This window comes from Klebsiella sp. RIT-PI-d (genome assembly GCF_001187865.1).
GTDB lineage: Bacteria > Pseudomonadota > Gammaproteobacteria > Enterobacterales > Enterobacteriaceae > Superficieibacter.
Genome location: NZ_LGIT01000004.1, coordinates 166,901 through 180,353, shown reverse-complemented (window position 1 = coordinate 180,353; position 13,453 = coordinate 166,901). Strand labels below are relative to the sequence as shown.

Below are 13,453 nucleotides of genomic sequence, written 5' to 3'. Positions count from 1 at the left end.
ATACTAATGGTCCTTTTCCGGAGTCGTTCTGGATTCTGCATCCAGCGCCGGTGGCCAGAACATGCCCTTGCGCGGTGCCCAGTTATGCGGCCGGCCGGGATAAATCGGGTCCATCACCACCGGCTTATGCTGCATGTACTGGCAGAGGTGGCTCCACAGATGAAGTTGTGGAGCTGCATACAGGGTGGCATGAGAAAAAATAAAGCGTTCTGTCACGGTGTGAGTGCCGGGCTGGCAGACGGCACCGTAAAAACGGAACCCCTGATCGTAGCGGTCGGACTCCCGGCTGAGTTCGCCATGCACATCTGCCCAGTCAAACACCTTTATTGTGGTGGGCCATTTCGCCCACGGATTCCAGGCTTTACGGTGATGTTCAAAGACATAAATCTTTTGCCGCTTGCGGTTAAAGCGTATGGGTTGATCTCGGGGAACAAATAAAGCCATTCTGAGGTTTAATATTAGCATTGAGAATGAAAAGACTAAAAATATGAATAGCATCAATAAAGTTACACAATCAAAATATGAAGAAGGTGAGTCTATATATATCCAAAGTAGCACCAATAAAGGAATGATGGTTGAAATAACCCCTATCCATGCTCCTCCCCACATAATATTTTCATAGCGCGGAATTTCCAGCCAGATATCATTAATTTCATTAACATAGATAAGTTTTCCCGGAATGGTTTGCTGCTCGGTATTTGCCGGTAAATCGGCTCGCCAGTTTTTCAGTCGCGGAGCAAGAATCGGCTCACGAGAGACGTTATTGTCCAGGAGCGTACTCATTTTTTCCTGATCTGACTGCGGTTTTTCCTTTTTTGCTCTGTTTCTTTTTTTCTTCATTGCTGTCTTTCCTGAGCCATGACGGTGATATACGTTGTCATCATGTTTTTACTCCGGAGCCGTTCTGGATTCTGCATCCAGCGCCGGTGGCCAGAACATGCCCTTGCGCGGTGCCCAGTTATGCGGCCGGCCGGGATAAATCGGGTCCATCACCACCGGCTTGTGCTGCATGTACTGGCAGAGGTGGCTCCACAGCTGAAGTTGTGGAGCTGCATACAGGGTGGCATGAGAAAAAATAAAGCGTTCTGTCACGGTGTGAGTGCCGGGCTGGCAGACGGCACCGTACAGACGGAACCCCTGATCGTAGCGGTCGGACTCCCGGCTGAGTTCGCCATGCACATCTGCCCAGTCAAACACCTTTATCGTGGTGGGCCATTTCGCCCACGGATTCCAGGCTTTACGGTGATGTTCAAAGACATAAATCTTTTGCCGCTTGCGGTTAAAGCGTATGGGTTGATCCCGGGGAACAAATAAAGCCATTCTGAGGTTTAATACTATCATTGATATCGAAAATAAAAAAAATATTAAAAACATTATTAATATATTTATTCCAAAATCGAAAGGATATAAATCTATAATCATCCATGTGACAATAATTGTTGGAATCAACATTGAAACGACTCCCAGCCATGCTCCTCCCCACATGATATTTTCATAGCGCGGGATTTCCAGCCAGATATCATTAATTTCATTAACGTAAATAAGTTTTCCCGGAATGATTTGCTGCTCGGTATTTTCCGGTAAATCGGCTCGCCAGTTTTTTAGTCGCGGAGTCAGAATCGGCTCACTAGAGACGTTATTGTCCAGAAGCGTACTCATTTTTTCCTGATCTGACTGCGGTTTTTCTTTTTTTGCTCTGTTTCTTTTTTTCTTCATTGCTGTTTTTCCTGAGCCGTGACGGTTATATACGTTGTCATCATGTTTTTACTCCGGAGCCGTTCTGGATTCTGCATCCAGCGCCGGTGGCCAGAACATGCCCTTGCGCGGTGCCCAGTTATGCGGCCGGCCGGGATAAATCGGGTCCATCACCACCGGCTTGTGCTGCATGTACTGGCAGAGGTGGCTCCACAGCTGAAGTTGAGGGGCTGCATAGAGGGTGGCATGAGAAAAAATAAAGCGTTCTGTCACGGTGTGAGTGCCGGGCTGGCAGACAGCACCGTACAGACGGAACCCCTGATCGTAGCGGTCGGACTCCCGGCTGAGTTCGCCATGCACATCTGCCCAGTCAAACACCTTGATCGTGGTGGGCCATTTCGCCCATGGATTCCAGGCTTTACGGTGATGCTCAAAAACATAAATCTTTTGCCGCTTGCGGTTAAAGCGAATGGGTTGATCCCGGGGAACAAATAAAGCCATTCTTAGACTTAACCGAATCATTGAAATTATGAAAAACATAAATAAAAAAGACATTATGAAAATATAAAAATCGAAGCGAATAATATATATTTCTATATTAAACCAAATGAGCGCAATGGCAGATATTATGGATGTAAAAATACTAAACCATGCTCCTCCCCACATAATATTTTCATAGCGCGGGATTTCCAGCCAGATATCATTGATTTCATTAACATAAATAAGTTTTCCCGGAGTGGTTTGCTGCTCTGTATTTTCCGGTAAATCGGCTCGCCAGTTTTTTAGTCGCGGAGTCAGAATCGGCTCACGAGAGATATTATCGTTCAGTAACGTACTCATTTTTTCCTGATCTGGCTGCATTATTTCTTTTTTTGCTTTGTTTCGTTTTTTCTTCATTGCTGTTTTTCCTGAGCCGTGACGGTTATATACGTTGTCATCATGTTTTTACTCCGGAGCCGTTCTGGATTCTGCATCCAGCGCCGGTGGCCAGAACATGCCCTTGCGCGGTGCCCAGTTATGCGGCCGGCCGGGATAAATCGGGTCCATCACCACCGGCTTGTGCTGCATGTACTGGCAGAGGTGGCTCCACAGCTGAAGTTGAGGGGCTGCATACAGGGTGGCATGAGAAAAAATAAAGCGTTCTGTCACGGTGTGAGTGCCGGGCTGGCAGACGGCACCGTACAGACGGAAACCCTGATCGTAGCGGTCGGACTCCCGGCTGAGTTCGCCGTGGACATCTGCCCAGTCAAACACCTTTATCGTGGTGGGCCATTTCGCCCACGGATTCCAGGCTTTACGGTGATGCTCAAAGACATAAACCTTTTGCCGCTTGCGGTTAAAGCGAATGGGTTGATCCCGGGGAACAAATAAAGCCATTCTGAGGTTTAATACTATCATTGATAATAGAATGAATATTGAAAATAATAATAGTGAAATAAAAATAAATTCATTTATAACGAATATATTAAATTCCTTAGAAAAAATCGTGGCAATAGTCATATATATTATTATAATAATAGGGATGACCATCGAAATAACTCCCACCCATGCTCCTCCCCACATAATATTTTCATAGCGCGGGATCTCCAGCCAGATATCATTAATTTCATTAACGTAAATAAGTTTTCCCAGAATGATTTGCTGCTCGGTATTTGCCGGTAAATCGGCTCGCCAGTTTTTTAGTCGCGGAGTCAGAATCGGCTCACGAGAGATATTATCGTTCAGTAGCGTACTCATTTTTTCCTGATCTGGCTGCGGTTTTTCTTTTTTTGCTCTGTTTCTTTTTTTCTTCATTGCCGTCTTTCCTAATCTGCAACCGTCAGGTTTAAGGTGAGCAAACTCTGTGGGTCATTTTTATCTGGCCAATAATTCACACTAAGTACGGCTTGCGTATAACGAGTGCTGTTTACCCATGCCAGCCCATCTAATATTAAGGCTTTCGCATCCCAGTGCTGCGTCAGGGTATTATTTAGCGAAAGACTGGGATGACGGGGGTGGCGCAAAATGGATGAATCATCCTCTCTGATTGTAGAATCCGTATTATTGATATCTTTAAGGCCATACCGGTTAACCAGCAACTGCTGTGTTTCTCCATTGCCCTGAGCCGTAAGCGTAAGATCCCACGCTGACTCCGTGACGTTACAATCTGGTAATCTGATCCGCATTTTTATGGCATCTTCGGAATTTGCCCATTCTCCTGTCAGATCCTGGTAATCTATTTCGGCAGTCATACCGCTAACGATGACGGTATAGGCCATTAGCGCAGCGTATAGATCTTCCGGGTTATGGATATCCCACACCGGATCCTTATCACCGCGTTGCCTGGGGACGCCGAAGCAGCTGTCGCTGAGCCAGACTTCAAAAGGAGTTCTGATGGCATTCTCGGCCTGTATAGCCATTGCTGTTCCGGCTATGACTAACAGGGTGGCCAGTCCCACTGGACCGAGTAAAGCGAATTGGCAGGCGTAGGCAGAATAGATAAATAAACCACCGCCAGTAAATGTTGTCAATCCCCCTGCAAAATACCATGCTGCAATTGCCGTTTCCCCAGTATTTATTGCTTCATGAAATTTAACAAACATCCCTATACCATCAATAATCGACGACACTCCAGCCAGTGCCCCGCCCAGCCTTATTAGCGGATGCACATACATCGGTATACCTTTGACGACAACGTTAGGCGCCAGGTCCCATGGATGAGCCCGCACCAACATATGGATAAACCCGCAGGCTTCTATCGTGGAGCTGGCAATCATGGTCATATTTGATGCTAATACCAGCCGCGCGTCAGTATCATCAACTGCTGCTTGCACCGCTTTTAAGTTGTCTGCCAGCGCCAATACTTGCAGAAACAGCATCCCTCCGGCCAATATACCACCCAGAGCATTGCCACTGACTAACCGTCGGGCTAACTGGACCTGTCCTTTAAAGACATTATCAATCTGACTTTGCGTCAATTGTAGGGGAGCCTGGACAGTATTATCGAGGGAGACACTGGCAATCCGTAATTCTGATAATCCATTGAGCTTTTTGATATTTGCGAGCGTTCCGTCATTTAACGATGAGATAAATTCGGCGGGTGCTGCGTCCGCAACCATCGTCAGGTTTAATTTTTGATTTAATACTCTCGGATTAGTGACTTGTGGAAGTCTGTTTGCGGATACCTTACGTAACGCTCGTTTTCCATTGCATAATTCGCCGCCGTATTCAATGTATTTTCCCTGCGTTGAGAGCTGGACGCGAGCAATATCCCGATGTAACTGTTGATATTCTCTGACGGTCATGGTCATGTTAAATACGGTTACTTTTTTGCCAGTCGTCAGATATATATTTCCCTGTATAACCCGGCTGTAGCTGTCCAGCACCGCCTGGTCCAGTCGTGCATTCAGGCGGCTTACCGCGCCACTCATTGCCAGCGCGCGCTGATAAATAGCTTTTTGTACGCCTTCCGACTCAAGCCAGTCCCCCACCTCTTTACCACTGAGAACCGATTTAATGTTGGTATATCCCGCCATGCCGGCATAAATGGCCTCCAGCACCGACTTACGATTGCCCAGCATTCCGTTATAGGCAGGGCTCGCCGGATCCTTTAACCATTTTAACCAGACATCTTCGGTGGCCTTATCTGTACTGGATCCCTGAATACAGGTGGAAATAGTGGATAACTGTGCTGCCCATCCTGCGGGGCAGGTTTCCGGCGTGTAGTCTTGCGTTATGGTAGACAGCCAGCTATCTACGTTATACCAGGCAGCGAGATCTGTTCCAATCGCCTCAATACGTTTCTGGTAGGCGTCTAATGTATATTGATATTGTGCGGCAAATTCAGCGCGCTTAGACTCATAATAATATTTTTGTAGACGCGCAATACTGCTGGCATAAGTTTCTTCGGCGACCTTTTCCTTAGGGATTGTTCGTCCTGACAGGGGGTATCCGCCGGGTACAGGCTCATGTCTGGGTTGACTATTTTCCTTTATCTTTTCTTTTAAAGACGCCAGGTATAATTCAATTGCATCAGAAATCATGTGTTTACAGCGTATTTCTGGCTTTTCATTATAATACTGACGTGCTTCCACAATTTGCAGTCGGCTGTTGTTCAGCTCCTGCACGATGCCCACGCTGTCATTTAACGCCAGCGCCGATATCCGACAGTTGTGCTGTATGCCCAACTGCGCAACTCTGATCGCAAGGGCAGTTTCGCTTTCCAGTCGCGGGTAAAAACCATGTGCGCCACCGGAAGGTTCGCCGGCTATTTTTTCCGTATTGGTAAACAGGCTGGTGGCGAACTCTGCCACGCTGGATTTCAACTGGCTCAGCGAAGGGTCCATTATCAGTGCTTCAGGGACGCAGGACGGTGTTTTTTTCAGCGTGGCCAGGGAAATTATTGTAAACCGGGAGGCCAGACTTCCTCCTGCCTGGTATCTGTTGAGTACGTCCTTACTCCACGGGTCGCTACTGAACGCCAGCCAGGCCTCGCTGTATAATTCATCATCAATATTAATAAAACTGGCGCTGATACAGTGGCCCTGCTGGCGACAGGCTTTGCTGATGGGCTCTACGGTGTCGCCTTCCGGCATCGCCATGGGGTCAAACTGGCGAAGATAGCCTTCGGCAGTGACCTGATAGCCCTGCCAGACTCGCCTGTCCAGCAGAACGTAGACATATCCCATGCGCAGGGTACGCAGTGCATATTTAAACTCACCCCCGGTCAGCTCTGCGTCCTGCTTCGGTACAGCAGGTTGCCAGGCAGAGCTAACCAGCGCTCTGGGGACCGCCGCGACACGCAGGGGAAAAATGGGTAAGCCGGTTCGCTGGCAGGCTTTACAGCCTGACGGTGTGGATGCCGCCTGTTCACAGGCATCGGCGTACCGATCAATTTTATTGTCAAAGGTCATGGTGGAATATTCCTTTATTTTCCAACTGCAGAATTACAGCGTTATTTTTGAATTACTGCTTTATTGTGCCTGGCAGATAATCGAATAGACGTACGCAAGAGAGTAAAAAATATATGCTTAATTATTGCGGCGGTGTTCTTGACTCTTTATCCAGCGCCGCCGGCCAGCGGACAGTGTTAACCGGCGTCCAGCTCAGCGGTTTGCGGGTCAGCAGCGGCGTTTCAGGCACCGGTTTATGCTGCATATAGAGGCAGCAGTGATGCCATAATCCCCGGATAACCCGATTATCGCCCTCGGTCCAGCTGAGGATAAAGCGGTCAACAACCTCACAGGTTCCGGGTTTACAGACGGCGCAGGAGAGACGGTGCCCGTAGTCGTAGCGGCCGGACTGCATCACCATTTCACCGTGAATATCGGCCCAGTCGAATACCTTGATAACGGTGGGCCAGCGCTTCCAGGGCCAGATGCTGCGCTGATGCTCATAGACATAGACCTTCTGGCGGCTACGGTTAAAGCGGACTGGAGTGCCTCGGGGTACAAAAATTGCCGTTCTGGAAAATAATAAAGAAATACTCAGAAAAATAAATATAAAACAACCAATAGTAAATTTAAAACCTATATCCTCGAATAAATAAGTTAAGGATGCTGATTTTAGGAGTAATGGAATAGGATATAATGAGATTAGTGAGAAAAGATACAACCCTCCCCATGCGATATTTTCATATCGTGGAATTTCCATCCATATATCATTAATTTCGTTAACCCGAATGAGTCTGGGAGGAATGGGTTGCTGAAGATCGTCTTTTTCAGGAAGGTCGTCCTCCCATTTTTTAACCTGAGGTGTCAGTTTTGAATATTCGCGTTTAGGTAAAACAGGTTTTGGTGTGGCACTTCTTTTTTTTATCAGCTGTCTGTTCTTTTTTTTACTGGTCATAATATGCCTTTATTGACTGGTGCTCACGATTAACTCCAACTGAAATTGCGGATCGTATTTATTGGACTGCCAGGTGACCGGTATGAAAGGGGGCTATCTGCTGTCTGACTTACCGGAGATAGTGTGGGGCTCTGTCATCAGCCAGCGGGACCGTTTGTCGGATTTTAGTGCAGAGCCGTGGTGGACTCTTTATCCAGCGCCGCCGGCCAGCGGACAGTGTTAACCGGTGTCCAGCTCAGCGGTTTGCGGGTCAGCAGCGGCGTTTCAGGCACCGGTTTATGCTGCATATAGAGGCAGCAGTGATGCCATAATCCCCGGATAACCCGGTTATCGCCCTCGGTCCAGCTGAGGATAAAGCGGTCAACAACCTCACAGGTTCCGGGTTTACAGACGGCGCAGGAGAGACGGTGCCCGTAGTCGTAGCGGCCGGACTGCATCACCATTTCACCGTGAATATCGGCCCAGTCGAATACCTTGATGACAGTAGGCCAGCGCTTCCAGGGCCAGACGCTGCGCTGATGCTCATAGACATAGACCTTCTGGCGGCTACGGTTAAAGCGGACTGGAGTGCCTCGGGGTACGAATAGAGCCATCCTAAGACAAAAAAAAGTGGATGAAGCAGATACAAAAATAACAAGGGAATTAAAAAATAAGTCATTTGAAAATCCCATTGCCAATGAAAATATTAATGTCAGTATAATAGGAAGTGAAAATGTAAAAGAGGATGCCCACATTCCAGGCCACCATATATTTTCATATCGCGGAATTTCCATCCACACATCATTAATTTCGTTAACCCGAATGAGTCTGGGTGGAATGGGTTGCTGAAGATCGTCTTTTTCAGGAAGGTCATCCTCCCAATTTCTAACCTGAGGTGTTAGTTTTGAATATTCGCGTTTAGGTAAAACAGGTTCTGGTGCTGTATTTCTTTTTTTTATCAGCTGTCTGTTCTTTTTTTTACTGGTCATAATATGCCTTTAATGGCCGGTGCTCACGACTAATCCCAACTGAAATTTCCGGTCGTATCTATTGGGCTGCCAGGTGACCGGTATGAAAGGGGGCTATCTGCTGTCTGACTTACCGGAAATAGTGTGGGGCTCTGTCATCATCCGGCGGAACCGTTTGTCGGATTTTAGTGAAGAGGCGTGGTGGACTCTTTATCCAGCGCCGTCGGCCAGCGGACAGTGTTAACCGGTGTCCAGCTCAGCGGTTTGCGGGTCAGCAGCGGCGTTTCAGGCACCGGTTTATGCTGCATATAGAGGCAGCAGTGATGCCATAATCCCCGGATAACCCGGTTATCGCCCTCGGTCCAGCTGAGGATAAAGCGGTCAACAACCTCACAGGTTCCGGGTTTACAGACGGCGCAGGAGAGACGGTGCCCGTAGTCGTAGCGGCCGGACTGCATCACCATTTCACCGTGAATATCGGCCCAGTCGAATACCTTGATGACAGTAGGCCAGCGCTTCCAGGGCCAGATGCTGCGCTGATGCTCATAGACATAGACCTTCTGGCGGCTACGGTTAAAGCGGACTGGGGCACCACGAGGAACAAATAGAGCCATCCTAAGTAGATAGGATGACATGCTAGTAAAGAAAAAAATAAATAAAATTAGAGCGATTCTAAATGAGGTATCTGAACTAAATCCTGGCAGGTTAAAAATAAAAAAGATAAAAGGTATCGGTGAGATACTGATAAACAAAAAAAACCACATGCCCAACCAAACGATATTTTCATGCCGAGGTATTTCCATCCACACATCATTGATTTCGTTAACCCGAATGAGTCTGGGTGGAATGGATTGCTGAAGATCGTCTTTTTCAGGAAGGTCGTCCTCCCATTTTTTAACCTGAGGTGTCAGTTTTGAATATTCGCGTTTAGGTAAAACAGGCTTTGGTGTGGCACTTCTTTTTTTTATCAGCTGCCTGTTCTTTTTTTTACTGGTCATAATTTGCCTTTATTGACTGGTGCTCACGATTAACCCCACTGAAATTGCGGATCGTATTTATTGGGCCAACAGGTGACCGGTATGAAAGGGGGCTGTCTGCCGTCTGACTTACCGGAAATAGTGTGGGGCTCTGTCATCAGCCAGCGGGACCGTTTGTCGGATTTTAGTGCAGAGCCGTGGTGGACTCTTTATCCAGCGCCACAGGCCAGCGGACGGTGTTAACCGGCGTCCAGCTCAGCGGTTTGCGGGTCAGCAGCGGCGTTTCAGGCACCGGTTTATGCTGCATATAGAGGCAGCAGTGATGCCATAATCCCCGGATAACCCGGTTATCGCCCTCGGTCCAGCTGAGGATAAAGCGGTCAACAACCTCACAGGTTCCGGGTTTACAGACCGCGCAGGAGAGGCGGTGCCCGTAGTCGTAGCGGCCGGACTGCATCACCATTTCACCGTGAATATTGGCCCAGTCGAATACCTTGATAACGGTGGGCCAGCGCTTCCATGGCCAGACGCTGCGCTGATGCTCATAGACATAGACTTTCTGGCGACTGCGGTTAAAGCGGACTGGAGTGCCCCGGGGGATAAATAAAACGGATCGCAACAAATAAGTCCCCATACTGGCAAATGAAAATAAGAAGAGCAAAAGAACTATTTCGAATCCTTCACCACCAATACCGGGAACAAATAATAGAAATACTATGTCGAGAACAGCAAAAATCGGAACTATAGAAAAAAACCAAAATCCCCACCACCATATATTTTCATATCGTGGAATTTCCATCCATATATCATTAATTTCGTTAACCCGAATGAGTCTGGGTGGAATGGGTTGCTGAAGGTCGTCTTTTTCAGGAAGGTCATCCTCCCAATTTTTGACCTGAGGTGTTAGTTTTGAATATTCGCGTTTAGGTAAAACAGGTTTTGGTGTGGCACTTCTTTTTTTTATCAACTGTCTGTTCTTTTTTTTACTGGTCATAATATGCCTTTATTGACTGGTGCTCACGATTAACCCCAGCTGAAATTGCGGATCGTATTTATTGGGCCAGTAGGTTACTTTTAACGCTGTATGGGTATAACGGGTTTCTTGTAGCCAGATTTCGGCTCTGATATCCATACCTTTCTCGGTGATGAGGCGTTTATAACCGCCGGAATGGTAATCTGATCCCGGGAGAGCCTGTCTGCCATCTGACTTACCGATGATATTGTGGGTTTCTGTCAGCAATATATCGTTGCTTTCGCCTCCCGTCAGGTGGATTTCCCATGCAGAAGTAGCCTCTTTGCAGCCAGGTAAACTCAGATACATTTCCAGCCTGGTTAATCGTTGTCCTTGTATTTCCGACAGTCCTTCAAACCCGACTTCAGCAACCATGCCGTTTACAATGGCATTAAACGCCGCCAGCGATTCTTTCATATCCTCAAGGCTTTCGGCTTTCCAGACGATGTCCTGAGAACGTGGGATACCAAAGCAGCAGCGCCGCAACCAGATTTCGAATGGGGTGCTTCTGAGTTTTTCCGCTTCATGGGCAAGTATTGCGCCAGTAAGGATTAATAGTGCTCCTATACCTGCAGGACCGAGTAATGCAAATATACCTGCTAATGCACCAGCCCCGGCAATCCCTCCACCAAGTAATGTTAGGGCACTTGCAACAAGATAAACACTTGAAGCTTGCTCGTCGCCTGCTTTCCTGGCCTCGGATGCAAGAAATCTCATCCGCACTCCATCCACTATCGCTGCTACCCCAGAAATTACGCCACCCGCACGAATGAGCGGATGAACATAATTTTTAGGTAAAATTTCCCAGCTGTTTTTAATGGTCAACATCCGACCAAAACCGGCCATTTCTGTCGCTGCGCTTAAGACCATCAGACGGTTAATGGCATAGGTCAGGCTGGCGTCAGTATCATTTCCGATAGCATTTTTCAGGTTTTCGGTATTTTTATTCCAGTCAGTTATCTGCAGGGCCAGCATAATCGCGGACAGAACGATCCCCACGCCATTACCGCTGGCGTAACGCATGGTTCGCTCTTTATAAAGTGCCTGAAGTTGTTCATCACTCACGGCTGAAATCAGAGTGCCTGCTTCCGCCTGCAGTGATACGCCGGACACCCTGAGCGGAGATCCCACCAGGCTGTCGGCGCTGAATTTTCCATTTTTATTCAGTATATTTTTTACGGTGTTGAGCGATTCAGGAATGCTGACGTTGACGGTTATCTCTTTCGCCTGAAGAAGCGGGTCATTGATAAACATTATTTGTCCGGCTGCGGCAGTGCCGCTGCGCTGTGCCATTCCACCAAAAGCAGCGCTATTCTCCGCCATCACCGGCCCCAGCCAGCCGCCTTTACGAACCATGTCCTGGTATTTGCCAACGGTCGTTGTAAACGTTACAAAGGTCACTTCCTGACTGGTGGCCGTCAGCAGCCCCTGCTGCATCATGCGGCGAAAGCCCTGATAAGCAGCATCTTCCACGTCCAGCGCCAGCCGGCTTAGTGACCCGCCGATCGCGATGACCCGACTGGCCCATGCCTGCTGGAGCGCCGGCGTTTTAAGATAATCAGAAAACTCATCTGAGCCAAACGTCGTTTTTACATACGCATATCCGCTACTGCCGGCAAAGACCGCTCCCAGCAATGAAGGTGTCGGACCCATAAAACCTATATAGAGAGGGGACTCTGCGGTCTTCACCCAGCGCCTCATAACGTTGTCCATTGCTTTGTCCTGAGATCCTCCCTGGAGGCAGGACGTGACCGTGGCGAACTGGGCAGCCCAGCCCGCTGCGCAGGTTTCAGGCGCATAGTCACATTTTATAGTCTGCAGCCAGTGCTCAGCCTGATACCATGCCGCGAGATCCTTACCTATTGCCTCAATTTTTTTCTGCCACGGTGCCAGTATTGCCGCATATTTATCAGCAAATTCGGCGCGGGCGGGCTCGTTATAGCTTTTAAGCAGGCGAGCGTATTGGGTGGCCCAGGCCTTATCTGCAACCTCGGCTGCGGAAATTATCCGTCCGCCATTCAGGTCATCAAATTTATTTAACTGTTCGTAGCGCGGGAGACTCTCTTCCTCTATTGTTTTTTTGATACTCGCCAGATGACTTTGAATCGCCTGCGAAACAAGGAATTTATGTAATATGCCAGGCTGAGCATTATAAATTTGACACGTCTCCACAACTTGCAGCCGGCTATTATTCAGCTCCTGTACGATGCCCACGCTGTCATTTAACGCCAGCGCCGATATCCGACAGTTGTGCTGTACGCCTAACTGAGCAACTCTGATCGCAAGGGCAGTTTCGCTTTCCAGTCGCGGGTAAAAACCATGTGCGCCACCGGGGAGTTCACCGGTTATTCTTTCAGTATTAGCGAACAGATTGGTTGCAAATTCTGCGACATTGGCTTTTATCAGGGTCAGGGAAGGGTCCATTGCCAGTGCTTCGGGTATAGAGATTGGCGTTTTTTTCAGGGCGTCCAGTGAAATTATCGTAAATCGGCTGTTCAGGAATTTCCCGGACTGATAGCCGTCGAGTACTTCCTTACTCCACGGGTCGCTACTGAACGCCAGCCAGGCCTCGCGGTATAATTCATCATCAATATTAATAAAACTGGCGCTGATACAGTGGCCCTGCTGCCGACAGGCTCTGCTGATGGGCTCCACGGTGTCGCCTTCCGGCATCGCCATGGGATCAAACTGGCGAAGATAGCCTTCGGCGGTGACCTGATAGCCCTGCCAGACTCGCCTGTCCAGCAGGACGTAGACATATCCCATGCGCAGGGTCCGCAGTGCATATTTAAACTCACCCCCGGTCAGCTCTGCATCCTGCTTCGGGACAACCGGTTGCCAGGCAGAGCTAACCAGTGCTCTGGGGACCGCCGCGACACGCAGGGGAAAAATGGGTAAGCCGGTTCGCTGGCAGGCTTTACAGCCTGACGGTGTGGATGCCGCCTGTTCACTGGCATCGGCGTATCGATCAATTTTATTGTCAAAGGTCATGGCGA

At 48.5% G+C, this 13,453-nt stretch carries 11 protein-coding genes; 1 reads left to right on the top strand and 10 read right to left on the bottom strand.

The features are described 5' to 3' along the window. Positions 1-3: 3 nt before the first annotated feature. The 7 genes from AC791_RS04080 to AC791_RS20710 form a co-directional block, all read right to left on the bottom strand. Positions 4-783, bottom strand: coding sequence for a DUF6708 domain-containing protein (locus AC791_RS04080; protein WP_148677754.1), 780 nt, complete (start codon positions 781-783; stop codon positions 4-6). A gap of 105 nt (positions 784-888) precedes the next feature. Continuing rightward, on the bottom strand, positions 889-1,659 hold the full coding sequence (locus AC791_RS04075) for a DUF6708 domain-containing protein (protein ID WP_072094291.1): 771 nt from the start codon (positions 1,657-1,659) through the stop codon (positions 889-891). 105 nt (positions 1,660-1,764) lie between these two features. After that, entirely contained in the window at positions 1,765-2,535 is a 771-nt protein-coding gene (locus AC791_RS04070; RefSeq protein WP_072094290.1) for a DUF6708 domain-containing protein, read from the bottom strand. A gap of 105 nt (positions 2,536-2,640) precedes the next feature. Then, a complete protein-coding gene (locus tag AC791_RS04065; protein ID WP_072094289.1) occupies positions 2,641-3,432 on the bottom strand; it encodes a DUF6708 domain-containing protein in 792 nt (263 codons plus the stop codon). A 68-nt stretch (positions 3,433-3,500) separates the two neighbouring features. Next, positions 3,501-6,587, bottom strand: coding sequence for a T6SS effector BTH_I2691 family protein (locus tag AC791_RS04060; protein ID WP_049839204.1), 3,087 nt, complete (start codon positions 6,585-6,587; stop codon positions 3,501-3,503). A gap of 121 nt (positions 6,588-6,708) precedes the next feature. Further along, entirely contained in the window at positions 6,709-7,326 is a 618-nt protein-coding gene (locus AC791_RS20895) for a DUF6708 domain-containing protein (RefSeq protein ID WP_322842779.1), read from the bottom strand. Between the two features lie 359 nt (positions 7,327-7,685). Further along, positions 7,686-8,114, bottom strand: a complete 429-nt coding sequence (locus AC791_RS20710) for a DUF6708 domain-containing protein (protein ID WP_228136878.1) — start codon at positions 8,112-8,114, stop codon at positions 7,686-7,688. Between the two features lie 16 nt (positions 8,115-8,130). On the opposite strand from AC791_RS20710, the gene AC791_RS20705 reads away from it, so the two are divergent. After that, on the top strand, positions 8,131-8,349 hold the full coding sequence (locus AC791_RS20705; RefSeq protein WP_228136877.1) for a hypothetical protein: 219 nt from the start codon (positions 8,131-8,133) through the stop codon (positions 8,347-8,349). Between the two features lie 304 nt (positions 8,350-8,653). Here the strand turns inward: AC791_RS20705 and AC791_RS04045 are convergent, their stop codons facing one another. The 3 genes from AC791_RS04045 to AC791_RS04035 form a co-directional block, all read right to left on the bottom strand. Then, entirely contained in the window at positions 8,654-9,466 is an 813-nt protein-coding gene (locus tag AC791_RS04045) for a DUF6708 domain-containing protein (RefSeq protein ID WP_228136876.1), read from the bottom strand. Positions 9,467-9,629: 163 nt separating this feature from the next. Next, positions 9,630-10,079, bottom strand: coding sequence for a DUF6708 domain-containing protein (locus AC791_RS20700; RefSeq protein ID WP_322842781.1), 450 nt, complete (start codon positions 10,077-10,079; stop codon positions 9,630-9,632). Between the two features lie 369 nt (positions 10,080-10,448). Beyond that, positions 10,449-13,448 (bottom strand): T6SS effector BTH_I2691 family protein, encoded by a 3,000-nt coding sequence (locus AC791_RS04035; RefSeq protein WP_049839203.1) that lies wholly within the window; start codon positions 13,446-13,448, stop codon positions 10,449-10,451. Positions 13,449-13,453: the final 5 nt, after the last annotated feature.

Coding starts and splice junctions, on each gene's coding strand:
- AC791_RS20710 (WP_228136878.1), bottom strand. CDS start 8,114: ATGGCTCTATTCGTACCCCGAGGCACTCCAGTCCGCTTTAACCGTAGC.
- AC791_RS04065 (WP_072094289.1), bottom strand. CDS start 3,432: ATGAGTACGCTACTGAACGATAATATCTCTCGTGAGCCGATTCTGACT.
- AC791_RS04060 (WP_049839204.1), bottom strand. CDS start 6,587: ATGACCTTTGACAATAAAATTGATCGGTACGCCGATGCCTGTGAACAG.
- AC791_RS04075 (WP_072094291.1), bottom strand. CDS start 1,659: ATGAGTACGCTTCTGGACAATAACGTCTCTAGTGAGCCGATTCTGACT.
- AC791_RS04045 (WP_228136876.1), bottom strand. CDS start 9,466: ATGACCAGTAAAAAAAAGAACAGGCAGCTGATAAAAAAAAGAAGTGCC.
- AC791_RS04070 (WP_072094290.1), bottom strand. CDS start 2,535: ATGAGTACGTTACTGAACGATAATATCTCTCGTGAGCCGATTCTGACT.
- AC791_RS20700 (WP_322842781.1), bottom strand. CDS start 10,079: ATGGGGACTTATTTGTTGCGATCCGTTTTATTTATCCCCCGGGGCACT.
- AC791_RS20895 (WP_322842779.1), bottom strand. CDS start 7,326: ATGGAAATTCCACGATATGAAAATATCGCATGGGGAGGGTTGTATCTT.
- AC791_RS04080 (WP_148677754.1), bottom strand. CDS start 783: ATGAGTACGCTCCTGGACAATAACGTCTCTCGTGAGCCGATTCTTGCT.
- AC791_RS04035 (WP_049839203.1), bottom strand. CDS start 13,448: ATGACCTTTGACAATAAAATTGATCGATACGCCGATGCCAGTGAACAG.